15 protein-coding genes are annotated in these 24,498 nt (G+C 52.8%); 14 read left to right on the top strand and 1 reads right to left on the bottom strand.

Annotated features, from left to right (window positions below; all coding sequences use genetic code 11):
* The first annotated feature begins 207 nt into the window (after positions 1 to 207).
* The 11 genes from P2W70_RS15715 to P2W70_RS15665 all read left to right on the top strand — a co-directional run bounded on the left by P2W70_RS15715 (position 208) and on the right by P2W70_RS15665 (position 17,284).
* Positions 208 to 1,611, top strand: a complete 1,404-nt coding sequence (locus tag P2W70_RS15715) for an alpha/beta hydrolase family protein (RefSeq protein ID WP_276482441.1) — start codon at positions 208 to 210, stop codon at positions 1,609 to 1,611.
* A gap of 49 nt (positions 1,612 to 1,660) precedes the next feature.
* The gene (locus P2W70_RS15710) at positions 1,661 to 4,414 is read left to right on the top strand and encodes a glycoside hydrolase family 78 protein (protein ID WP_276482440.1); all 2,754 of its coding nucleotides are present in this window, start codon (positions 1,661 to 1,663) and stop codon (positions 4,412 to 4,414) included.
* A 117-nt stretch (positions 4,415 to 4,531) separates the two neighbouring features.
* Positions 4,532 to 7,378: a glycoside hydrolase family 95 protein gene (locus P2W70_RS15705; protein WP_276482439.1), complete on the top strand. Its 2,847-nt coding sequence runs from the start codon at positions 4,532 to 4,534 to the stop codon at positions 7,376 to 7,378.
* A gap of 16 nt (positions 7,379 to 7,394) precedes the next feature.
* Entirely contained in the window at positions 7,395 to 7,979 is a 585-nt protein-coding gene (locus P2W70_RS15700) for a Crp/Fnr family transcriptional regulator (RefSeq protein ID WP_276482438.1), read from the top strand.
* Between the two features lie 146 nt (positions 7,980 to 8,125).
* Positions 8,126 to 8,821 (top strand): hypothetical protein, encoded by a 696-nt coding sequence (locus P2W70_RS15695; protein ID WP_276482437.1) that lies wholly within the window; start codon positions 8,126 to 8,128, stop codon positions 8,819 to 8,821.
* Between the two features lie 127 nt (positions 8,822 to 8,948).
* Entirely contained in the window at positions 8,949 to 11,339 is a 2,391-nt protein-coding gene (locus P2W70_RS15690) for an ABC transporter permease (RefSeq protein WP_276482436.1), read from the top strand.
* Positions 11,340 to 11,390: 51 nt separating this feature from the next.
* Positions 11,391 to 13,757: an ABC transporter permease gene (locus tag P2W70_RS15685; RefSeq protein ID WP_276482435.1), complete on the top strand. Its 2,367-nt coding sequence runs from the start codon at positions 11,391 to 11,393 to the stop codon at positions 13,755 to 13,757.
* 510 nt (positions 13,758 to 14,267) lie between these two features.
* Entirely contained in the window at positions 14,268 to 14,726 is a 459-nt protein-coding gene (locus P2W70_RS15680) for a hypothetical protein (RefSeq protein WP_276482434.1), read from the top strand.
* Positions 14,727 to 14,842: 116 nt separating this feature from the next.
* Positions 14,843 to 15,244 (top strand): hypothetical protein, encoded by a 402-nt coding sequence (locus tag P2W70_RS15675; protein WP_276482433.1) that lies wholly within the window; start codon positions 14,843 to 14,845, stop codon positions 15,242 to 15,244.
* A gap of 145 nt (positions 15,245 to 15,389) precedes the next feature.
* Positions 15,390 to 16,664 carry a hemolysin family protein gene (locus P2W70_RS15670; protein ID WP_276482432.1) on the top strand — a complete coding sequence of 425 codons (1,275 nt, stop codon included), beginning with the start codon at positions 15,390 to 15,392 and terminating at the stop codon, positions 16,662 to 16,664.
* 140 nt (positions 16,665 to 16,804) lie between these two features.
* Positions 16,805 to 17,284: a hypothetical protein gene (locus P2W70_RS15665; RefSeq protein ID WP_276482431.1), complete on the top strand. Its 480-nt coding sequence runs from the start codon at positions 16,805 to 16,807 to the stop codon at positions 17,282 to 17,284.
* Positions 17,285 to 17,303: 19 nt separating this feature from the next.
* Here the strand turns inward: P2W70_RS15665 and P2W70_RS15660 are convergent, their stop codons facing one another.
* A complete protein-coding gene (locus tag P2W70_RS15660; protein ID WP_276482430.1) occupies positions 17,304 to 18,452 on the bottom strand; it encodes a trypsin-like peptidase domain-containing protein in 1,149 nt (382 codons plus the stop codon).
* Positions 18,453 to 18,568: 116 nt separating this feature from the next.
* On the opposite strand from P2W70_RS15660, the gene P2W70_RS15655 reads away from it, so the two are divergent.
* The 3 genes from P2W70_RS15655 to P2W70_RS15645 all read left to right on the top strand — a co-directional run bounded on the left by P2W70_RS15655 (position 18,569) and on the right by P2W70_RS15645 (position 24,362).
* Positions 18,569 to 18,838, top strand: a complete 270-nt coding sequence (locus P2W70_RS15655; protein WP_276482429.1) for a DUF7660 family protein — start codon at positions 18,569 to 18,571, stop codon at positions 18,836 to 18,838.
* Positions 18,839 to 19,015: 177 nt separating this feature from the next.
* The gene (locus P2W70_RS15650; protein WP_276482428.1) at positions 19,016 to 23,146 is read left to right on the top strand and encodes a hybrid sensor histidine kinase/response regulator transcription factor; all 4,131 of its coding nucleotides are present in this window, start codon (positions 19,016 to 19,018) and stop codon (positions 23,144 to 23,146) included.
* Positions 23,147 to 23,333: 187 nt separating this feature from the next.
* On the top strand, positions 23,334 to 24,362 hold the full coding sequence (locus tag P2W70_RS15645; RefSeq protein WP_276482427.1) for a LacI family DNA-binding transcriptional regulator: 1,029 nt from the start codon (positions 23,334 to 23,336) through the stop codon (positions 24,360 to 24,362).
* The last annotated feature ends 136 nt before the right edge of the window (positions 24,363 to 24,498 follow it).

Raw genomic sequence — 24,498 nt, 5'->3', positions numbered from 1 at the left:
ATGTATGTACAACGCACAACAACGGCCTGATGGCTGTTACCGGCGGCTGACCGGGAAAAGAAGCGCCTGTGCCGCAACGACCGCTGCACACGCTTCTAATCATTCTTTAACAGGTGAATGGCTGATTGCCCGCCAATAACCGTTAATTTTCCGGAATATGTTGTGCCTGTCCTATTTAGTCAAGTTTTAAAACCGTATGATCAATCGATGATTGCCTGTCTGAAAAAGTTATGGTGTTGCTGGTTATGGACGATTTCGCTGCTGACCGTGGCCAGGGCCCAAACCTCCGACGACCAGTTCCGGATGCCACTGAAGCAAGTACTGGCCGATATTGAAGTACGCTACGGCGTCAAAGTACAGTACAACGAAGACATGGTAAAAGACAAATGGGTCAACTATGCGCAATGGCGTTACCGTCCGGATGTAGTAACCACCCTCTCGAATGTATTGTCTCCGCTGGATATGTCGGTCAACCCAACCGGCGACAAAAAATACAAGCTCAAATATTACGAATACCATCGCCTGACACCCGAAGAAGGAAAAGCCCGCCTGGACTTCCTCGCTTCGCGCTACAGTGATACCCGCACCTGGGAGCTTCGGCGTGATTCGATGATCCCCTGTATGTGGCAGGCACTGCAATTATCGCCTTTACCGCCGGCACCCGCCAGTAAACCGATCAGTGCCAACAAAAGAACCATGGATGGCTATACGGTCGAGAACCTGGCCTTTGAAGTATTACCCGGCGTGTACATAGCAGGCTCTCTGTATCGCCCGCTGAAACCAAAGGGAAAAATACCGGTGGTACTTTGTCCCGATGGTCACTGGCAACAGCACCGCTACCGGGCCGATTGCCAGCTGCGTTGTGCCAGCCTGGCACGCATGGGCTGTATGGCCATCAGCTATGACCTGTTTGCCTGGGGCGAATCCTTGTTACAATTCAAGACCGAAGACCATCGCCGCGCATTGGCCATGACCATACAAGCCCTGGGCTCCATCCGGATACTCGATTACCTGTTAAGCCTGAAAGAGGCCGATACCAGCCGCGTGGCGATTTCCGGCGGATCGGGTGGCGGCAGTCATACCATGCTGATCACTGCGCTGGACAAACGCATCAAACTGAGTGTACCCGTGGTCATGTTATCTTCCTACCACAGTGGCGGTTGTCCCTGCGAGAGCGGTATGCCCATACATCTTTGCGGAGGCGGCACGGCCAATCCGGAGATCGCCGCCATGGCAGCCCCCCGTCCACAGCTGGTGATTTCCGATGGAAAGGACTGGACCGACCAGGTGCCCCAAACAGAATTTCCCTACCTCCAAAGGATCTATGGCTTTTATGGAAAAGCCGACCAGGTGGAGAATGTACACCTGCCGGAAGAGGGACATGATTTTGGCCCCAGCAAAAGACAGCCGCTGTATGCCTTTGTAGCCAAACATTTCAAACTCGATACGAAAGCCCTGCAAGCGGCCGATGGCCGGATCGATGAAAGTAAAGTGACCATCGAAACAGAAAACGCTCTGAAGGCGTTTGGTGACAACGGCGAAAAGCTGCCAGCTAATGCCATCCGGAATTTTGAACAATTGCAGCAGCAGTTCAACAAGACCAGGCAATAAAGCTATTTCATTGTATATCCCCATACGCGACTTACGAAAAGGCTTCCTTATGAACCGGATCTTTTTAAGTTTATTCATCGTACTCTTTACATTCCCTTCGCTGGCCCAGACGCCCGAACCGGTCTATGACCTGCGGGTAGATCACCGGCAGAGTCCGCTCGGCATAGATCACCAGCAACCCGTATTCAGCTGGAAGATCAACAGTCAACAGCGCGATTTTAAGCAGTCAGGATATAAGATCCTGATATGGCCCGATCCCTTGACCAACGGCAACAGTGCCGTCAAGATGATGACACTGGCCGCTAATTCCGATAATTCCACCCACATTGAATACCAGGGCGCTCCCCTCCAGCCAGCTACCCGGTATCGCTGGAGTGTGATCGTATATGACCAACACAAGAAAGCACTGCCCACCAGCAATGCCGTCTTCACGACCGGCCTCTTCACAAAAACAGATTGGCATAACGCCCGGTGGATCGGCTATGAAGACCTTGCACACGATTCGATGCGCGTATTGCCGGGTGTACATGGTGGTGGCGGCAAGCTGGGCGAAAAGGCCAAACAACGACCCGTTACGCCCTTATTCCGCAGATCGTTTACCGCAAAGAAGAAAATACTGCGTGCATTGGCTTTTGTGAGCGGCTTGGGACAATATGCCTTCAGTGTGAATGGTCAACCAGTCGACGGCCGCTTTCTCGCGCCGGGCTGGACCTACTACGACAAAACAGTGCTGTACAACACCTACGATGTTACACGACACCTGAAGCAGGGCGATAATACGCTGGGCGTGGTGGTCGGCAATGGCTTTCACCACATCAACCGGGAGCGGTACCGCAAACTGGTCACTGTATTTGGCATGCCCAAAATGATCTGTCAGTTGCGCATCACCTATACCGATGGCACCACTGAGACCATCGTATCGGATCAAAGCTGGAAGACGGCCCCTTCAGCGATCACCTACAACAGTATTTTTGGAGGGGAAGATTACGATGCCCAATTGGAGCAGAAAGGCTGGAACCAACCCAGCTTCAAAGATAACCACTGGAAACAGGCCTTGCTGGTAACACCGCCCAAAGGTCAGTTGCAGGCAGAAGCAGATTACCCGCTGCAGGTGATGCAGCAGTTTACCGCAAAGAAAGTCAGCCAGCCCGTCCCGGGTCAATACGTATACGACTTTGGCCAGAATACATCGGGCATCGTGGAGATCAAGGTAACCGGTAAAAAGGGGCAAACCATAAAGCTAACCCCGGCCGAACTGATCAATGAGCAACAACTGGCCAATCAAAAAGCCACTGGCAGTCCCTATTATTTCAGCTATACCCTGAAAGGCGATGGAGAAGAAACCTGGCGGCCTGCTTTCTCCTATTATGGATTCCGCTATGTACAGGTAGATGGGGCCGTACCCGATACAGCGGCCAACAAAGATGAACAACCTGTCATCAAAGGGCTTACCCTGTTACATACGCGCAATGCGGCTCCTGCCAACGGATCGTTCACCAGTTCCAATGACCTGTTCAATCGTATCGACCAGTTGATCCTGTGGGGCATCAAGGGCAATTTCCAGAGTGTACTCACCGATTGTCCGCACCGGGAAAAGCTGGGTTGGCTCGAGCAGGATTTTCTCATGGGTGCCTCGGTCAAATACAATTTTGAAACCTACAACCTGTACAACAAACTCATCCAGGATATGATGGACGCCCAGTTGCCCAATGGGCTGGTGCCTGACATCGCTCCCGAGTATGTATTGTTCGACGGCGGTTTCCGTGATTCGCCGGAGTGGGGGAGTGCCTCCATCATTTTGCCCTGGTTGCAGTACAAATGGTATGGCGACACCTCGGCCATGCGCAAAGCCTGGCCCATGATGGTCAGCTACCTCGACTACCTCGAATCGACATCAAAGCACCATATATTATCACATGGCCTGGGTGACTGGTACGACCTGGGGCCCGACAGGCCGGGGTTTGCGCAGCTCACACCGATGGGGCTTACCGCTACAGCGATCTATTACTACGATGCTACCTTATTGCGCGACATGGCCCAACTGCTGGGCAAACCGGACGCGGTCAGCCGCTACGCACGGTTAGCCGGTGAGATCAAACAAACCTTCAACGACACGTTCTTCAACAAAAGCACAAAGGTATATTCCACCGGCAGCCAAACAGCCATGGCGATGCCTCTGGCGTTGGGATTGGTGGACGAGCCATACCGGGCTGCGGTGCTGAAAAATCTGGAGGATTCCATCCGCGCCGATGGCAAAAAACTAACGGCGGGGGATGTCGGTTTTCACTACCTGGTGCAGGCATTACAGGAGGGGGGCGCCTCCCAGTTATTGTATGAGATGAACTCGCGCGATGATGTACCGGGTTATGGCTACCAGTTGCGCAAGGGTGCTACAGCACTCACAGAATCCTGGCCCGCATTGGAAGTGGTATCGAATAACCACCTGATGCTGGGACATATCATGGAATGGTTTTATGGCGGGCTGGCGGGTATCCGGCAAACGGACAAGTCCGTTGGCTTTCGCCATATCCTCTTACAACCAGAGGTGGTAGGAGACATCACCTATGTGAAAGGCAGCTATGAGTCGCTGTATGGTACCATCAGGAGTGAATGGAAAAAAACAGCTGGCAGCTTTACCTGGAAAGTTTCGATCCCTGCCAATACCACAGCAACGGTTTATATACCTGGTGCTGCAGGTAAACAGATCACAGAAGGTGGTCGCGCGGTGAAACCCGCGAAGACCGAAGGAACGGCCGCCGTGGTGGAAATTGGCTCAGGAGATTATATATTTGTGGTACAATAAATACAGGCCACATACAGCCTGTCGCGAACAAAGGGCTATACAAACGCCCTTGCTATTTAACTTGCTTGCCGGATGCTATATGGTCTTATTACATTACATTTAAGACTATTAATAGCGATGATGAAATTTGCCTTTTGCTTCAGTCTGACTGCCACACTGGTTGGCAACAGCTTTGTCGTGCTTGCACAACCTCCTCAGCAACCGCTTACGTTGTGGTATCAACAACCGGCCACCAAATGGACAGAGGCCTTACCGATCGGCAATGGCCGGTTGGGCGCCATGATCTATGGTGATGCACACAACGAACACCTGCAATTCAACGAAGAGACCCTATGGTCGGGTGGCCCGCATGACCACCAGCGTAAGGGCGCGTATCGATACCTGCAACCCATCCGCCAATTACTGGCCGAAGGCAAACAAAAAGAAGCAGAAGCCCTGGCAGAGCAGCAGTTCATGGGCGTCAAATTTCCCACGCAGGAAGGATACGATGTGCAACGGGCCATCTGGCTGCAAAAAGTACAGGCAGAAAAGCGGTATGCCGCCCCCGAATTCAATGATGCCCCCTGGCCATCGATGACCGTACCCAACAACAACGGCTGGGAAAGCGGGGGGCTCGACGGATTGGATGGTGCCGTATGGCTGCGCACCAGCTTTGACCTGCCTGCCAGCTGGAACGAAAAAAACATCTGGCTCGACCTGGGCCGTATACGGGATGCCGATAGGACGTATGTAAATGGCATTGCCGTCGGCAGCACCGATACCCTGACCATCAACCGGCATTACCTGGTGCCTGCGAGCGCCCTGCGGGCCGGGCGTAATACGATTGCCGTACAGGTGTTGAACTATTACGACAAAGGAGGGTTCAGCGGTGCGCGTGGCGGCCAGCCAGCCTTTGTTATTTATCCCGAAGGCAGTACGCCCCAGCAGGGCCAGCCGATCTCTACCAACTGGAAATACTTTATCCAGGACGATAACCCACCTATCTATCCACGGTACGCGGCCGACTACCAGCCGTTTGGCGATCTATGGTTACGGATGGGACCGGGTAATACCTCCGGTGGCCGTATCACCGACTATCGCCGGCAGCTCGATATTGCCAATGCACTGGGGCAGGTGCAGTATCGGCAGAACGGTGTATACTATCGCCGCGAATACCTCGCCAGTGCCCCCCGCAACGTAATCGCCATCCACCTCACTGCCAGCAAAAAGGGGAGCATCAGCCTGGAAGCCTTGCTCAAAACCAACCACCGGCAGTCGCACACGCGGAAACTCGATGACCGCACCCTGGCGCTCGACCTCCAGGTACGCAATGGCGTATTGAAGGGCACCAGCTTTCTGCATATAGCGGTTTCAACAGGAACCGTCGTCGTTACCGACAGTTCCATTGTGTTGCGTGGAGCCGACGAAGCCACCCTGTACCTGATGGCGGGCACCAGCTTTAAAAACTACCAGGATGTGAGCGGTGATCCGACAGCCGTTTGTAAACAGGCATTGAGCAGCCTGCAAGGACAGTCGTATCAATCGGTGCGCACCGAACATAGTTTTGACTACGACCGCTACTATGCGACCTTCGCGATCGACCTGGGGCGTACGAAACTGGCTGATCTGCCCACCGATAAACGCATAGAACAATTTAGTGCGCTAAAAGACCCTTCCTTATTGTCATTGTACATGCAATACGGCCGCTACCTGTTGATCTCTTCTTCGAGGCCAGGCACACAACCTGCCAACCTGCAGGGCATCTGGAATGATTTACTCACACCACCCTGGGGCAGTAAGTACACCACCAACATCAACCTCGAAATGAATTACTGGCCGGCAGAATTGCTGAACCTATCCGATTGTGCAGAACCGCTTTTCAAGCTGATCGAAGAAACGGCGGTGGCCGGGCAACAAACGGCCAGGGAGCACTACAACGCACCAGGTTGGGTACTGCACCACAATACCGATCTGTGGCGTGGTACGGCACCGATCAACGCTTCCAACCACGGTATCTGGGTGACCGGAGCCGCCTGGCTTTGCCAGCATTTGTGGGAGCATTACCTGTTTACGCGGGACACTGCTTTTTTGCAGAAACATTATCCGACCATGAAGGCGGCAGCCGATTTCTTTGTGTCCTTTCTCGTGAAAGATCCCAAGACAGGCTGGCTGATCAGCACACCCTCCAACTCGCCCGAACAGGGCGGCCTGGTAGCCGGGCCAACGATGGACCACCAGATCATCCGCGAAATGTTCCGCAATACGATAACCGCAGCAACTGTGTTGCAAACAGACGCTGCGCAGCAAAAGGTGTGGCAGGAGAAAGCCAGTCAGCTGGCGCCTAACCAGGTCGGCCGGTATGGTCAACTGCAGGAGTGGCTGGAAGACAAAGACGATACGGCCAACAAACACCGCCATGTATCACATTTGTGGGGCGTGTATCCGGGTACCGAGATCAATGGGGACCAGACAGCCTCTCTGCTGAAAGCGGCCAAACAATCGCTGCTGTACCGGGGCGATGGGGGTACGGGCTGGAGCCTCGCCTGGAAGGTGAACCTCTGGGCAAGGTTTAAAGACGGCGATCACACCCTGTTGATGGCCGAGCGCTTGCTGGCGCCGGCAGACAAAGAAGGAGGCGAAGGGGGAGGCGTATACCGCAACTTGTTGGATGCTCATCCACCCTTTCAGATCGATGGCAATTTCGGCGGTGCGGCGGGCATGGCTGAGATGCTGGTACAAAGCCATCTCGGCTATATCGACCTGTTGCCGGCTTTACCCACAGCCTTGCCCAATGGAAATATTCGCGGTGTCTGTGCCCGCGGCAGTTTCGAGCTGACGATAGCATGGAAACAGGGTGCACTCACCAAAGTCATTATCCTTTCCAAAGCAGGCGGCGACTGTATCCTGCAATACAAAGGCAAGCGGATTACCATCACCACCGTGAAAGGGAAGGTGTACGAAGTGAATATGGGGCAGTTTAAATAATACTATCTTCGGCCAAATGGACATCCACACCAGCCGCTTATTGCAATTCTTTCAGCAAGGCCCTTTCCCGGCGCAGCAGGCATTGGATATTGCACTGTTGTTTACCGAAAAGACCGTGGATAAAAACGAGTTGCTGTTAACAGCCGGACAGGTATCCAATGAATACCTTTTTCTCGAATCAGGTTTTATGCGAGCGTATGTACATGATATCGAGGGTAGGGAAGTGACCACCAACTTCATGGCCCCCGGCAATGTGGTGGTAGAGCCTTCTTCGTTTTTCAACCGCGTACCCACCCAGGAAAACATACAGGCGCTGGAAAATTCAACCGGCTGGTTTATTACGTTCGAACAGTTGAACCATTTATTTCATGCTTATCCGGCTTTCCGCGAATTCGGACGCTCCATTCTCGTTCGTGTACTCACAGGCCTCAAAGACAGGACACTTTCCATGATCACACAAACCGGCGAACAACGCTATCAGCAACTGGTACGCACCAATCCAACCATCTTTCAACACGCCCCCCTCAAACAGATAGCTTCTTACCTGGGCATCACCGATTCCTCATTGAGCAGGATCAGAAAGGAACTCTCGAAGAAATAACATACAGCAGCAGGCAGACCACCAGCCTTCCGTGACCCTTGGCTAATGAAATTGTTTACAGCATTATCTCGACCAGCTATTTCTTGCCAAATGACAAGACATTCTTCCTGACCATATCTTTCCTTTGTGGCATCAACCGCTCCACAATGAACAATATCCCCGGGTACATTTCGCTCATCTTTACCGTAACCACGGCACTCTCGCTCTACCTATTTTACCGTGCCACTAAGCCCTCGGGGACTACCGTCATGGTCATTCTTACCTGGCTGGCGTTGCAGGGCATACTGGCCTTCTTTGGCTTTTACCTTGTGACAGAAACGACCCCGCCGAGGTTTATCCTGGCGATCGCTCCCGCTTTGATCACCATACTGTTGCTATTCCTGCTACCGCCCGGCAGGCAGTGGATGGATAGTTGGAAGCTGCAACGCCTCACCTGGCTGCATGTAGTACGCGTACCGGTCGAACTGGTATTGTTCTGGCTGTACCAGCACGGCCAGGTGCCCTTGTTGATGACTTTTGAAGGCAGCAATCCGGATATCCTGTCCGGATTGACGGCTCCGTTGATCGCCTGGCTCGCCTTCAGGAGCGGAAGTCCGCGACGTGCGCTATTGATTGCCTGGAACCTGCTCTGCCTGGGACTACTACTCAACATTGTGATCCGGGCTATACTATCAGCTCCCACGCCCTTCCAGCAATGGGGATTCGAACAGCCGAATATTGGGGTGTTGCAGCTTCCGTTTGTGTGGTTGCCCGCCTTCATTGTTCCCGTAGTATTGCTATCACACCTGGCCGCCCTGCGCCAACTCTTGTTCGCACCCATAAAATCGCACGATCAGGTGTAACAAAACCGAACAGTTTCACATGGCCATACGCCATCTAAGCAACTGATTATCAGCAAGCCAATAAGGTGGCATTCTTTTGGGTCGGGTTGGGGCATATCAATATGCGAAACACCTTCAAGCCGATCGAATGCTAAAGAACTATTTCAAAATAGCTTTCCGCAACCTGATCAAACACAAACTGTTCACCGGCCTCAATGTCTTCGGACTGGCTACCGGTATGGCGTGCAGTATCCTCATCTTCCTGTGGGTACAGGACGAGCGTAGTTACGATCAGCACCATCCCCAGGCAGGTAGCTTGTATCGCCTCACGGCCCGTATTTCGGGCATCGACGCAGCCGTTACCCAGGTGCCCCTTGCCGCCGCGCTCCGAAAAGACCTGCCTGTCGTAAAAGTGGTGACGCGGCTGGCTGCGCTGCAAACCATCGTAACGGTCAATAACCAAAAGTTTGAAGAGAACCGCATCTTCTACGCAGATAGCAACCTCTTGCAGCTGTTTAGCCTTCCCCTGGTACAGGGTACAGCCGGGCAGCAGTTGACCCGGCCCGATGGCACCCTGATCACCGAACAAACCGCCATCCGCTATTTCGGCAATGCCGGTAACGCTATGGGTAAATCCATCCAGCTCGGCAATACGGGAACCGACCTCATTGTGACCGGCGTGTTGCAGAACCTGCCCTCCAACACCCACCTTCAATTCGATATACTGGCCCCGATCAAATTGTACGACGCTACACAAAATCCCCAATACTCCTGGGGCAATTATGATGTGTACAGCTACCTGTTGCTCGATCCCCGGTTTGAACCCAACGCGGCCAGCATTGCCACACTCGAAAAACAGATCAAAGACGTTGTCAGCAAAAACGACAATACCCATACTGAAAGTTCGATCTTCCTGCAACCGGTGACCGATATCCACCTGCGCCCGGGCCTGCTGCTCGATATCGACGGCACCGGCAACCTCCAGCACGTGACCATCTTTACGCTGGTAGCTGTCTTCATCTTACTGATCGCCTGCATCAATTTCATGAACCTGTCTACCGCATTGTCGGGGCAACGTTCCAAAGAAGTGGGACTGCGTAAAACGGTAGGCGCCCTGCGCTGGCAGCTGATCATACAGTTTCTTTGTGAATCGATCCTCGTGTCCTTTGTGGCGCTGGTAATTGGCGTAGCGATCGCCTCGCTGTTACTGCCCCTGTTCAATGCCCTGGCGGGCAAAAACATCAGCCTGCACCTCATCAACTTTACCCTGCTGGGCAAACTGATGGGCATCGCCCTGATCGTAGGGCTCATTGCCGGTAGCTACCCGGCTTTCTTCCTGAGCTCCTTCCAGGCGGTGAAAGTATTGAAGGGCGTGAAAGTGTTACACGGTACGAAAAACCTTTTCCGCAATGGCCTGGTGGTCGTACAATTCTCCATTTCGGTCATCCTGATGGTGAGTACACTGGTCGTCTACAAACAACTCCAGTTCATCCGCGAACGCGATATGGGTTTCAATAAGGAAAACCTGTTGTATGTACCCATTCCCCAGGCCGGTGATGTAGGTCAGCATACCATGGCCATGAAGGCAGCCTTCGGTAACCAGGCCTCCCTCGGCGACTACACCTTGCTGAGCCATTTGCCAACCTACCTGACAACAGGCTCTACCGATGTAGAGTGGCCCGGCAAAGATCCCAAGCAACAGATCATCTTCCCCCAGCTTTGGACAGACGCCCATTTCCTGCGGACCTTTGGCGTAAAACTGCTGGCGGGTCGGTATTTCTCCAAGGACCTGCAAACCGACGAAAACAATTATGTGATCAATGAAACCTGTCTGCGTACCATGAATATGACGGCGGCACAGGCGGTGGGCACCCGCATCACCATGAATGCCATCACGGGCCAGATCATCGGCGTCGTGAAAGATTTCAATTTCAAACCGATCCAGCAGGCGATCGAACCACTGATCCTCAAGTATGGTGTTCGCCCCAATTACTTCATCAATGCACACTATTTCGTATTCAAGACCACGCCGGCCAACCTGCAAAACAACCTGACCATCCTGAAAAAAGCATACCAGCAATCACTCGGCGATCTGCCATTCTCGTTTGGCTTCATCGACCAGGACCTTGCCAAACTCTATCTCACAGAACAAAGGATGGCCAAACTTTTCAATGTGTTTTCGATCCTGTCGATAGTCGTTTCCTGCCTGGGGTTGTTTGGCCTGGCCACCTTCGCCACCCAAAAACGCATCAGGGAGATTGGTGTACGCAAGGTATTGGGCGCCAGCGAAGCCAGTATCGTGGCGATGTTGTCGAAAGACTTTGTGCGGTTGGTAGGGTGGTCGATCGTGGTAGCCTTTCCGGTGGCTTACTGGACGATGAATGCCTGGCTCCTCAATTTCAATTACCGCATCTCGCTGCACTGGTCGTTTTTTGCGCTGGCGGGCATGATTGCGTTGCTGATCGCCTTTATCACGGTCAGCTATCAGTCCGTACGGGCCGCGCTGACCAATCCATCCACGAGCTTGCGCCGTGAATAGCGCCCTTACATCGAACAACAAAATAAGTAACCACTCTACAACAGTATAGCTATGTTCATCTCTTTTATTAAAACAACGGTACGCAGCCTGTGGCGCAATAAAACCTACAGCGCGCTGAATATCTTCGGGCTGGCGATCGGCATCGCCTGTGCCGGCCTGATCTTTCTCTGGATGGAAGACGAAGTCAACTTCGATGGACACCAGGCGAAGAAAGACCGGCTCTACCGCATACTCGAACACCAAACCTACGATGGCAAGAAACGCACCTTCTGGTCTACGCCGATGCAGCTATCGGAAGAAGTGCGCACACAGGTACCCGGTGTGGCCAATACAGCCCGCATGAGTGGCAGCCGCCCCACCTTGTTTGCCCTGGGCGACAAAACGATCTTCGAGCGGGGTGGTTTCGTCGACCCCTCTTTCCTGACGATGCTCAGCTGGCAATTCACCGCGGGCAACCCACAGCAAGCGTTCAGGGAACTGCATTCCATCGTCATTTCAGAAAAGATGGCCAACCAGTTCTTTGGCCGTACGACCAATGTGGTGGGGCAAACCCTTCGCCTCGACAACAAGCAAGACTACCTGATCAGCGGTGTGGTAAAAGACCTGCCGAAAAATTCAACGATACAAATGGATTGGATGGCGCCCTTTGCCATCTACCAGGAAGAGAATAAAGAACGATTTGCCAGCTGGGGCGCCAATAGCATTGGCACACTCGTGGAATTAGAAGACAATGCCAATGTACAGCGGGCCAACCAGGTTTTGGGAGGCATGATCAAAAAACATTTACCCGAATCCTCTACCATACCCTTCCTGTTCAGCATGAACGACTGGCGTTTGCGTGATGAGTTTGAAGACGGCCAGCAAACCGGAGGGCGCATTGCGTATGTGCGCCTGTTTACGGTTATCGCCTGGATCATCTTGCTGATCGCCTGCATCAACTTTATGAACCTGGCAACGGCACGCAGCGAAAAGCGGGCCCGTGAAGTGGGTGTTCGCAAAGTGCTGGGAGCCGGTAAGCAACGCCTGGTAGTACGCTTCATCGGTGAATCCGTCTTCATGGCCCTGCTGTCGGTAGCCATCGCTGTCGTCATCATCCTGGTGGCATTGCCCGCCTTTAATCTACTGGTTGAAAAACAGTTGACCATCGGGCTCGATAAGCCCTTGCACATCGGTGCCTTGCTTTCCATTGCATTGATCTGCGGACTGGTAGCGGGTAGTTATCCGGCCCTGTACCTGTCTTCCTTCAATCCCATTTTCGTCTTCAAAGGTATCCGCCTCAAAGGCAGCAGTGCGGCCTTTATCCGTAAGGGATTGGTGGTAACGCAGTTTACCGTATCGATCGTGCTGATCATCTGCACCATCATCATCTACCAGCAAATACAACATGTACAACAAAGAGACATGGGCTACGACCGCAACAACCTGCTGGTCATCGATGCACGGGGACAGCTGGCCAAAAACTTCAACAGTATCCGTAACGAATTGGTCAAGTCGGGCGCCGTATCGCATGTGGCGCTGAACAGTTACGACATGATCAATATCGGCAACAATACTTCCGAATTCACCTGGCCCGGCAAAGACCCCTCCAAATCGATACTGGTATCAGCACGTGGTGTGAGCGAAGATTTCATCGCTACAGCCGGCATGCACATTGTCGAGGGGCGCGACTTCCAGTTGAATGCCGTAGCGGATAGCAGCAATATTCTCGTCACCGAAACCATGGCGAAGCTGATGGGAGAGGGAAGTGCCGTGGGCAAAATAGTTCACTACGGAGATGATGCACCAGCCATGACGGTAGTGGGCGTGGTGAAGGACTTTATCTATGGCGACATGTATGCGAAGAGCGACCTGGTGGTCTTCTTCCTGAACAACGACATCGCCCGCACGATGTATGTAAGGATCAGTGAAAAAACGGCCCTGGAGCCAGCCCTGGCGAAGATCGGCGCGGTATTGAAGCAACAAAACCCGGGATATCCGTTTGAATACAAGTTTGTGGACGACCAGTTCCGCGAAAAGATCAACAGTGAATTGCTGATCGGCAAATTGTCGCGCGTGTTTGCGGCCCTGGCGATCATTATTTCCTGCCTGGGTTTGTTTGGCCTTACGGCCTATACCGCAGAGCGCCGCACCCGCGAGATTGGAATCCGCAAGGTACTGGGGGCGAGTGTTACGGGCATTACCCACCTGCTGTCGAAAGAGTTTCTGCAGCTGGTGATCTTATCGGCCGGTATATCCTTCCCGATCGCCTGGTGGGCCATGCAGCAGTGGCTGAATAGTTATTCCTACCGGATCAGTATTCAGTGGTGGGTGTTTCTGGTGGCTGGTGTATTGGCCATCGCGATCGCTTTACTGACCATCAGCCTCCAATCGGTGAAGGCGGCGCTCATGAACCCGGTCAAGAGCCTGCGCAGCGAATAAGTTCGTTTTTCTGTTGATTGCATATATGGCTCCCGCTTGGGGGCCTTTTTTCGGGCTTATTCGGCAAGAACGTGTACCAAACGCCGACTTAACGCGCACCAAACGCACGCCTACCTGACCCGAACAGGGCGCCTGCTGGTCGCCTGTACCAATCGTCTACCACAGATATACTCCATTTATACCGGGGATACAGCGCCTCTAAATAGGGCCGCTGTGTCCCCGCTCTATCTCCGCTGCATCTCCGCTGTATCACCGCTGCATCCTCTATAACGGCATACAGTATCAATGCTTTAGGCGAGAATCCGGCATACAGGAATATCCCTTTGGCAATCAACAGTTTGTGTAATTCGACTATTTATCTGCCGCAAGAAGTGAAATTTTGTTAAAACGTAGCGGTCGGCTTTCCGGATCTGCAATTTATCGCCATATTTGGGTAACCCTGAACGATAATCAATTGATATGTCAACCAACCGCGTCTGTCTGCCTGCGCTAATCCACGTTCATTACAGTTTGTACAAAGTTCTACTGATCGCTTTCGCCCTATCGGCCTGTAACTTCAACCGGGCTGACCCCAAGATCGTCGCGCAACAGCGGGAGGCAAAACGTCGGGAGGCTGTCGTTAAAATCCTCACCGCCAGACTGGAAGCAAGTGAAGAGATCCAGGGGGAAGGGATAGGTATCAGCGGAACTCCCAGCGCTACCTATGAATCCTTTAAATTGCTCGACGGACTGCTATCCGATACGGCATGGCTTCAGCTCACTTACAGTAAAAGCCCGGTGATGAGGGTGTACGCCTACCAGGCACTTCAAAAGCGGAATAAAGCCATGACAGAAGAAGTGAAAGTTCGCCTCAGTCATGACGACGCCAGTTTTACCATGACCGGAGGCTGCACATCTATGCCCAATACCGTGCGTGGCTACGTTACCGGCACCCTGGACAGCTCACTATTTATTATGGTAAGGCAATAGGGAAAGTCAACTGCCGCTCATTCGCTAACACTTCCAATGGCAACGCCTTTCACCAAAACAAATGATGCGGTACTTAGGGCATTAAGCCTCAATTGCTTAAATTGCGCATTCGACACATGCGCTTGAACCGGTTTAAAACGATATTTTTCAGGGTGATCCTTTACCTGTCGGCCTTCCAGGTCCTAAACGTCAGCATTGATGTGGACTATGTGGTGCAAGGATTCCGCACGGCCAATGTCGAAGGCTTCGACGATATCGACTCTTTCACCGAACTACTCGTCGAACAGTTTTCCGGTGACGACAACCTGTTTGAAGACACGGGCTACGATCACGACAATCCTTTCGATACCGAAAATACCCGACTTGAAAGCGATCAATTGGGTCGTCCAACACCAATCGTACACAAACAACTGCCGCCTGAGCTTGTCAGCTCTACCTGGCCCTGTGGTATGCAATCGGCGCACATCACCTGCATAGGATACCGTGCCATCATTACTCCGCCGCCAGACAGGGCCTGACCATTTCCCCCTACCATACCGATCGTAACAGCCATTCTATCAGTTTGGCTGAACACGCACGTATAAACTTCGAACCGGGCCGCATTGGCCCACTAATAAAGATGTATCGCAAGCCACACTCGCCTTGCCTTTCAATCCAGCCAACATGGAAATACTTATCATTCTCTTTCTGATCCTGCTCAATGGCATATTCTCCATGAGCGAGATCGCCCTTGTATCGTCCCGTAAATTCAAATTGGAAACAGCAGCCCGCAAAGGAAATGCGAACGCCCGCAAGGCCCTTGAACTGGCCAACAACCCCAATACCTTTCTCTCCACCGTGCAGATCGGCATCACCCTGATCGGCATTTTAACCGGTATTTTCAGTGGCGATACCATCGCCACCAAATTGCAGGGCGTTATTGAAAAGGTCGACCTGCTGAAGCCCTATGCGCATACCCTCTCCGTAGTGACCATCCTCATCATCGTTACCTTTTTCTCGATTGTATTGGGCGAACTGTTGCCCAAGCGGATCGGATTGATGTTTCCTGAAGCGATTGCTGCTGCTGTGGCAAGGCCCATGACCTTTATCTCGATCATCACCAAGCCCTTTATCTGGTTGCTGACGAAAACCAATGACCTCGTACTGTTCATCTTTGGTTTGAAAGAGCAGAAAGAGGGTATTGTCAGTGAAGCGGAGATCAAGGCCATCGTGCAGGAGAGTGCCAAAGGTGGCGAGATCCAACAGATAGAGCAAAACATTGTACACCGCGTATTTGCGCTGGGCGACCGCAAAGTAAGCGAGCTGATGACCCACCGCAGCGACCTGCTTTGTTTCAACATCAACGATAACCTGGCTACGGTAAAAGAATGGGCGCAGCAGGAACTGCATTCCGTTTATCCCGTATTTGAAACGTCCCGTGACAACCTCATCGGTATTGTGTCGGTCAAGGATATATTTCCCAAAGATTTCAGTCAGCGTGCCTTCTCCTTGTCCGACTTCCTGAAACAGCCGCTGTCTGTTACAGAACATACACCTGCCTATAAAGTGCTGGAGCTATTCCGGAAAAACAAGATCCATTATGGCTTCGTGGTAGACGAATATGGAGAAGTACAGGGCATGGTGAGCATGGACGATATCCTCGACGCACTGATCGGCGATGTATCTGAATACAATCAGCAAGACTATGAGATCGTGCAGCGGGATGAAAAGTCCTGGTTGGCGGATGGCCAATACCCGTTCTTCGAGTTCCTGCATTATTTCCACCTCACGGAAGATGACCAGGATACGGATTACAATACACTGGCCGGCTTGCTGCTGTCGAAACTGGGGCATATTCCCGTAACAGGTGAAACGGTCAGCTGGAAGAAGTTTGAATTTGAAGTGATCGACATGGACAACCAGCGCATCGACAAGATCCTGATCACGCGGAAAGCATAAAAGTTATCCACCCGAATGAATAATTGCTTGATCCTGGTCAACCGGCTAAGGGTGGGAAACGGGGCATACTTATTGTCCATAGCGTCGTGTATTTTGCTATACAATAGTTCGGGTCCGTTTTCCGTTAAATTCATCCAATTATGGCACTTATATTCATCGGTCAATCCAAATGTCCTATTTGTCAGCAGGTGCTGAAAGAAGGTGATAAGATCACCGGGTTTCCGGCATTCATTTCCAATTACAAGGACCCGCTGTACTTTTTCAACGACAATGGCTTTCATGAGGCCTGTGTACCCACCCATACACAGGGTACCCTCGCCGTACTACTCAAGAATGCCTACCTGGAAGAAACCGATCCGCACAGCAGGCAATGCCTGGTGTCGGGCAAACCGGTACCGCAGTTTGACCGGTATTTCTGTACCGGCCTGTTGACCTCCGACCAGGATTCTCCCTTGTTTCAATACAATTTCCTGTCCTTCGACCGGGCCCATATTGCAGAATGGCCGTCGAGGCCTGAGTTGTTGCTGGCACTGACCCAACTCAGGGAGCAAGGCCAGTGGGACGACTGCCTCGGAGGTGGCATACTGGATGATATGATCGACACGCTGTCGGGGAATTAAAAGTGGGCCGTTGAAATACCTATTTCGCTGGCGCGAGTTGCTTCAACGCCTCAAAGGCCTCATTCTCTGTTCCATTGAACCGTCGGGCAGACTCCTCATAGGCTTTTACCGCTGATTGTTTGTTACCGGTCAGCAGGTATGCCTTTGCCAGCAGATTGTAGTTGACATAGTAGCCCTGATTTTCCTGTACGTTTACTGCCAGGATGGCCACAGCATCTTTGTACCGTTTCATCTCCAACAATTTTTCTCCCGTTTCGCGCAAACCATTTCGATTGGCACTACGCAGATTATAGATATAGTAGTTACCGGGATCCTTTATCAATGAATGATATTGACGGATAGCAGCCCGGGCGCCATGTTGCAATACCGTAGCCAGGATTAATTCCCCATAATCCTTGCGTGGCCTGTTCAACCCCTCTTTTTTATCCAGCACATCCCGCAGATATTCCGTCGAAATAGCGACAGATACGCCGGTGCCCGTTGTACCATATACGGAGGCCGAGGAGATGACGCCGATCAGGTACCCATTGGCATCGATGACCGGAGACCCGCTGCAGCCGCCCTTGTGCGTGGCCATATCGCGCTGTATGAGCAGATCGAGCCCCTGCTTCGCGACCACTATTCCCTCATGGATGGTGCTTACACTGTCATTGTAAGCATTGCTGAGTACAAACACCTTTTCACCAGCCAACACCGGCGTGTACCTGGGTTTCAATGGATATAACGCGGGGGAGGAAGCAGACACGCTAAAAACCAACCAATCTCGTTCTAAGATGGTGGAATTTTTACCTTCCAGTATTTCCGTGGTGTCTTCGTTGATCAGCCGGCCGATCCTGGCACTATCCGCGTGATTGTTCTTTGGTTTCATCACCCACTGCTGCAGCTGCGGAACGGTCACCCGGTTACCTGACTTTTCTTTGGCAATCCAAAGTACGTGCTTGGCAGTGGCTGCCAGCGTATCTGTACCGGTATCGATCAGGAAGCCAGTGGCAGCATAGGGGAAAGAAGGGGCAACATAGGTGGTACCGCTAGTAAACTGGAAATGATTGGTCAACGCAATGACAGGCCATTTATCTTTGGGTAATGTGATCCAGGATTCGCGTAGCTGCGCGGTAAGTGCGCCAGGAAGAAAAGCAATGATGGCAAGTACCTGTAACTGAAATTGCATAGCGGATATATTTGTACCGCAAACCTACGGACCTGGCAGGAAGCCTTGCCGTAGCAATTGTAAAAAACTGTAAATTTCGCTCCATGCCCGTCTACCGGAGCCAACAAACAATACTTATGAACCAAGCCCCTATAGATCTTCCGGTAGCCCTTGAAGCGGTATCCACAAAAACAGACTTCATACGTTTCCTGCATCTGCTGCTGAAGGACCTGCAAAACAATCCCGGCGGGTGGGAAAACAACTCCCTTGAATCCTACCTGGAAGCATTTGCCAGCTGGACGGAAGATATGGACGGCTACTACGACAACCATAACCTGTCGCGCCCCGGCAATATCAATTGGAAAGCCATGGCCAATATGTTCATGGCCGCCCGCATTTATGAGTGATAGAACACTCCATTCGTCACGATAACCATATGCCGGCAGGATTCGATGGGGTAGACCTTGCCGCCATTCCGCAATCGTTTGCCCTATTTTTCCAGATATCATTGCCCACACAGTCCCGGTAAAACTTTCTGCTTTAACTTCCAACCCGGTAAATGAACCGTGCACCTGGACCGGGGTATGACACTGACTGCTGCGATACGATATGGTTTTCTTGCGCTGTGCGACAAAAAGGGATGGCTCTTTTTGCTGTTATTGATCGCCTGCCTGTCCGGGCATGCGCAACGTTCCCCCCTCCAATTCAAACACCTCGGCCTCGCCGACGGCCTCTCACAAAGCTCTGCCTACTGTTTATTCAAAGACCGCAAAGGGTTTATCTGGATCGGCACTACCGACGGACTGAGCCGGTACGACGGCTATGCTTTTCGCCACTTCAAATATGACCAGGCCAATCCCCACAGCATCGGCAGCAATGAAACGCAGGCGCTGGGTGAAGACCCTGATGGAAACCTGCTCGTAGGCACCTCGGTGGGCCTCGACCTGTTTGACCACCGTACAGAACGTTTTGAACCGATACCCGTGGCCGGCGATGAAAAAGCGATCCGTTATGTCAAGGCGATCTTCACCGATAGCCGCGGCATCATTTGGGTGGGCACGAGTCGTGGCCTTGCCCGGTATGATGCTGCACGCAAAGTGCTTGTACCCGTCAATCCCGATCCTTCCAATACCCAACGGGTCACCTATTTCTCTATAGCAGAAGATGCGCAGCACAAACTGTGGTTTGCTGCCGGCCGCAAAGTGATCAGTTATGACCCGGTCAACAATCGATCATTCCCGTTGCCTGCTTCACTGGCCCAACATCCGCTGTACCAGCAAAGCGGTGTGTACCAGGTAGCCATCGATCCGCAACAACGTCTATGGCTGGGTACCGAACGGGAAGGCGTATTCTGCCTCGACCTGGCCAGCGGTACGCTGAAACATTTATCCGGCAATACGCCGGGTGCCATCAGCAACGATATGATCCGCGCCATCGGCTTCTACCAAGGTAACACGTGGATCGGTTCCCGTAATGGTCTCTATGTCGTCGACAGCAGCTTGGATCGTATACAACATTACCAGGTGAACCAATACGATCCCACAGCGCTATCGGGCAATTCGGTGTTGTGCTTCATGAAAGACAATGCAGGCAGCATGTGGGTGGGCACTTTTGCAGGCGGCGTCAGCATCGTACAACCTGGCAACGATAATTTCCGGCACATCAACGAGCGGGCAGGCAAGGAGGGTGGATTGAATTATCCCGTGGTAAGCCGCATTGCCGAAGCAGGTCATCAGTTGTGGATCGCCACGGAAGGCGGCGGGGTCAACGTTTACGATCAGTTGACGGGCCAGTTCAGCGTACTGCATGTCAATCCCGCTTCCAACCACCTGGTAAACCAGGAAACCATCAAAGCCATTCAATTCGATGACCGGGGCAACTGTTGGATCGGCACGCTGGAAGGGCTTTTTTACTATGAAACCAGTACCCGCCGCATGCAGCGGGTGCCCGTCCGGGAATCGGATGCGCGTCGCTACGATGAAATGATCTATGCGTTAGGGTACCAACAAGGCGCGTTGTGGATCGGTACCAAAGGGGGCCTCTTCAAGAAACTGCCCGACGGCACCATGATCCGCTACCGGCATATCGCCAACGACAGCAGCAGCATCATATCAGATAATATCAATGCATTGACACTTGACCGCTCCGGCGGCGTCTGGATCGGCACCGAACTCGGCTTATCCTGGCTGCCACCTGGTAAGGACCAGTTTGTCAATTACCTCACGGAGTATGCGAAAGTATTCAACAAGAATGCTATCCTGTATATCTATGAAGACCGGCACAGCAATACCTGGATCGGTACGCGCGGCGGCGGCCTGAAAGTATTCAACCGGCAGCAGCAACAGTTTTACACCATCGATACGGAATGGGGGTTAGCCGACAACATCATACACGCCGTGATCGAAGACCGGCAAGGTGATCTATGGGTAAGCCTCAACCAAAGCATTGCCCGCATCGTGGTGAAGAAACCAACACCGCCCTTCAGCAAAAGCGATATCCAGGTGATCAACTACTCCGTCAACAACGGACTTGCCACCAACGAATTTGGACCCGCTGCTATCCGTACGGCTTCGGGACAGATCATGCTGGGGGGCATGAAAGGCATACTCAGTTTTAGCCCCGAGCAAATGGTCATCAACAAAGTGCCGCCTCCCGTAGTGATCACCGACCTATTGATCAAAAACATCCCCGCCACCATTGGCGGAACCGGTTCGCCCCTCCAACAATCGATCACTTACTCGGAACATATCACCTTAACCCACGACCAGGCCTATTTCACCCTGCACTTTGCGGCGCTGAACTATATCAATCCGCGCACCAATCAATATGCTTACCAACTGGAAGGGCTCGACCAGGATACCCTCTGGCACCTGGTAGGTCACCAGCAAACTGCTACCTATACCAACCTCAGCGCTGGTCAGTATACCTTTAAAGTGAAGGCTGCCAACAACGATGGCATCTGGAACGAACAATATGCCACCCTACACATCACGGTATTGCCGCCCTTTTGGAAAACCTGGTGGGCTTACCTGATCTATACCGCGATCGTGGCCGGCCTGCTATACCTGTTTTATTATTATTCCGTAAAGACCACCCGGCTGCGCGATGAACTGACGGTGCAGGAACTGAGTCGCACGAAAGACCAGGAGCTGATGCAACGCAAGCTGGCCTTTTTTACCAATATCTCGCACGAGATCAAAACACCGCTGACACTGGTGCTGGCACCCATCGAAAAGATGCTGGGCCTCGTACAGGGGCGCGCACCCGAAACCAATCAACTACAGCTAATGCAGCGCAACGGTCAGCGGCTGTTGCGGCTGACCAATCAATTGCTCGACTTCCGCAAGTTCGAAGCGGGTGGTATACCCCTGCAGGTGGCGGCTGGTCAGCTGGCACCCTTTATAGAAGAGATCGTGCAATCCTTTGAAGGCTATGCCACGCAACAACAGATCGCTTTGCGTTTTTCGGCGACAGGCCATGAGGGTACCGCCTTGTTTGATGCCGACATGCTGGAAAAGATGCTGTACAACCTGCTGTCGAATGCCTTCAAGTTTACCCCGGCCGGCGGATGGATCCAGGTGGTGCTGCACTGTACCCACACGCAGGCCACGCTCCGGGTAGAAGACAATGGGGCAGGGATCGCTCCGGAAAGACTGGAGTCGATCTTTGATCCTTTCCACCATTACAATGATACGGGACGTCGCATAGCAGGTACCGGCATCGGGCTCACCTTCACCAGAGGGCTGGTGCAATTGCACCGGGGCACCATTGCCGTGCAAAGCCGGCTGGCCACTGCCACGCAGGCAGGCTATACCTGCTTTACCATCTCGCTGCCCATCGGGGAAACAGCGTATGTAGCATCACAACGTAAAACGATCCAGTCGACGGGCAGTCAGGAGATTATTATCGATACGGTGCTGCCCCAGGCGGTGGTGGAGGTGCCCAACGCCACCGGCGAACATCGACCGGTGCTGTTGATCGTAGAGGACAATGCCGAAGTCAATGGCCTGCTGTGCGACCATTTTGCCGCCCGCTATGTGATCCATACGGCCCCGAACGGTGAAGCAGGCTGGACCATCGCCACCGAAACAGTGCCCGACCTCATCATCAGCGACGTCATGATGCCCGGCATGAGTGGCACCGAACTCTGTGCGTCGCTGAAACAGGATGTCCGCACCAGCCATATTCCCGTCATCCTGTTGACTGCCCGCAACCAGCTCACCCACCAGATCGACGGTTTTGGTTCGGGCGCCGACGACTATGTCACGAAGCCCTTCAGCCTGTCGCTGCTCGACGTGCGGGTGCACAACCTGCTGCAATCACGCCAGCTGCTGCGGGAGCGCTACAGCAAAGGCCTCGACCTGCAACCATCGGATGTAGCCATTACCCCAGCCGACGAGACATTCCTCGAAAAGCTGTTGCTATTTATAGAAGACCACCTGATGGAATCCGACCTGCAGGTGGAGGAGATGGCCAAAGTGGTGAACATGAGCCGCACCACTTTGTACCGGAAACTGAAAGCCCTGACGGGCTTATCGGCCATCGAGTTCATCCGCGATGTGCGCCTCAAACGTGGGGCACAATTGCTCCGGAAGAAAGAATTCACCGTCAATGAGGTCGCTTATATGGTCGGTTTTTCCGATGTCGACTACTTCCGCAAATGCTTCAAGCAACAATTCGGCAAGACCCCGAAGGAATTTGCGCACAACGCCTGAGCCAACGGCACCGCTTTCTCTTTTCTCTTGATATTCATCCTGTTTCGCAACATTTGACGGGTAATATTGCACGATCTGACCCGGTAATCGACCTTCCCGACCCGCTATTTTTGGAGGCATAAGGAACGTTAGAAGGTAGACTTCTGCCACTGGCTGTTCCCTTCTTTTCCACCAAAACAACTGAAGCATGGCCCAGGGGGTTACCACGATCAAAGACATCGCCCGTCAGTTAAACGTCGCCACCTCGACCGTATCGCGGGCACTCAGCGGTCATAGAAGCATCGGACTGGGCATGCGGCTCAAGGTGCAACAACTGGCCCAGGAAATGAGCTACCATCCCAACCGCAATGCCATTGCCTTCAAACAACGTAAAACGGGTATCATCGGCCTGCTCGTGCCCAACCTAAGCGAGCACTTCTTTTCCGAAGCCATCAGTGCCGTCGAAAACCAGGCCATGCAACACCAGTACCAGGTATTGATCGGCCAATCGCACGACGAGGAAGAACGGGAGCGGCGCATTATAGCGGCCATGACGCAGCAGCGGGTAGATGGGTTGATCGTATCACTCGCCAAACACACGCTTCACTACGATCATTTTCAGGTATTGCAGCATTACCAGATCCCGGTCGTTTTCTTCGACCGCGTACCCAATATTCCCGACGTGCACAAAGTCCATTTCAATATGGAAAGCGGTACCAAACAGGCCATCAGGTTCCTGCTGGACCGGGGCCATCGCCGGATCGCCTTGCTCAACGGCCCCGAATGCATGCCTTCGACTGTCGAGCGTACGCAGGTGTACCGGGACTGTCTTTCCCAACAGCGGATCAAAATGGATATGGGCCTGGTGGCTTCCACCGACCTGACACGCGCCACTACTTTCCACGCCATGGAAATGCTACTGGCTCAAAAGCCGCGCCCCACCGCTGTAGTCACCATCAATGATTATGTAGCCCTGGATGTGATCGAATACATCAAACAGCATGGCCTGGTACTGAATAAAGACCTGACAGTGATCAGTTATGCCAACCTGCCCATCACCAACTACCTCGAATCGCCGCCGTTGGCTTCTGTGGAGCAATTCCCTTACCGGCAGGGCGAAGCCGCCGCCGAGCTGCTGATGGACCTGGTGCTCAACAAAACAGGCAACCCCGTTCCACACCAGCAAGTGATGATAGAAGGGCAACTGGTGGTGCACGGCAAACAATTCTGGCTATAGCCAGGCACCAGGCACCACCACCGCTTACAAGCAACCATCAACAATCAATAGTCAACCAAAACGAAACTGTATGCAACACTTCACCTGTCCGCGAACCGCGTGTTCTCCCATTTTATCACGCCTGCAAATTGAAGCC

Origin of the sequence: Paraflavitalea pollutisoli (assembly GCF_029360705.1) — a bacterium.
GTDB lineage: Bacteria > Bacteroidota > Bacteroidia > Chitinophagales > Chitinophagaceae > Paraflavitalea > Paraflavitalea pollutisoli.
Note: the sequence above shows the minus strand (reverse complement) of the source record. Positions and strands in the feature narration are given on the sequence as shown.

Excerpts from the sequence above, each read along its gene's own strand:
- P2W70_RS15695 (WP_276482437.1), top strand. The coding sequence starts at position 8,126 with ATGAACAATATCCCCGGGTACATTTCGCTCATCTTTACCGTAACCACG.
- P2W70_RS15655 (WP_276482429.1), top strand. The coding sequence starts at position 18,569 with ATGAACCAAGCCCCTATAGATCTTCCGGTAGCCCTTGAAGCGGTATCC.
- P2W70_RS15665 (WP_276482431.1), top strand. The coding sequence starts at position 16,805 with ATGGCACTTATATTCATCGGTCAATCCAAATGTCCTATTTGTCAGCAG.
- P2W70_RS15700 (WP_276482438.1), top strand. The coding sequence starts at position 7,395 with ATGGACATCCACACCAGCCGCTTATTGCAATTCTTTCAGCAAGGCCCT.
- P2W70_RS15675 (WP_276482433.1), top strand. The coding sequence starts at position 14,843 with ATGCGCTTGAACCGGTTTAAAACGATATTTTTCAGGGTGATCCTTTAC.
- P2W70_RS15715 (WP_276482441.1), top strand. The coding sequence starts at position 208 with ATGATTGCCTGTCTGAAAAAGTTATGGTGTTGCTGGTTATGGACGATT.
- P2W70_RS15645 (WP_276482427.1), top strand. The coding sequence starts at position 23,334 with ATGGCCCAGGGGGTTACCACGATCAAAGACATCGCCCGTCAGTTAAAC.
- P2W70_RS15670 (WP_276482432.1), top strand. The coding sequence starts at position 15,390 with ATGGAAATACTTATCATTCTCTTTCTGATCCTGCTCAATGGCATATTC.
- P2W70_RS15650 (WP_276482428.1), top strand. The coding sequence starts at position 19,016 with ATGACACTGACTGCTGCGATACGATATGGTTTTCTTGCGCTGTGCGAC.
- P2W70_RS15705 (WP_276482439.1), top strand. The coding sequence starts at position 4,532 with ATGATGAAATTTGCCTTTTGCTTCAGTCTGACTGCCACACTGGTTGGC.
- P2W70_RS15690 (WP_276482436.1), top strand. The coding sequence starts at position 8,949 with ATGCTAAAGAACTATTTCAAAATAGCTTTCCGCAACCTGATCAAACAC.
- P2W70_RS15710 (WP_276482440.1), top strand. The coding sequence starts at position 1,661 with ATGAACCGGATCTTTTTAAGTTTATTCATCGTACTCTTTACATTCCCT.
- P2W70_RS15685 (WP_276482435.1), top strand. The coding sequence starts at position 11,391 with ATGTTCATCTCTTTTATTAAAACAACGGTACGCAGCCTGTGGCGCAAT.
- P2W70_RS15660 (WP_276482430.1), bottom strand. The coding sequence starts at position 18,452 with ATGCAATTTCAGTTACAGGTACTTGCCATCATTGCTTTTCTTCCTGGC.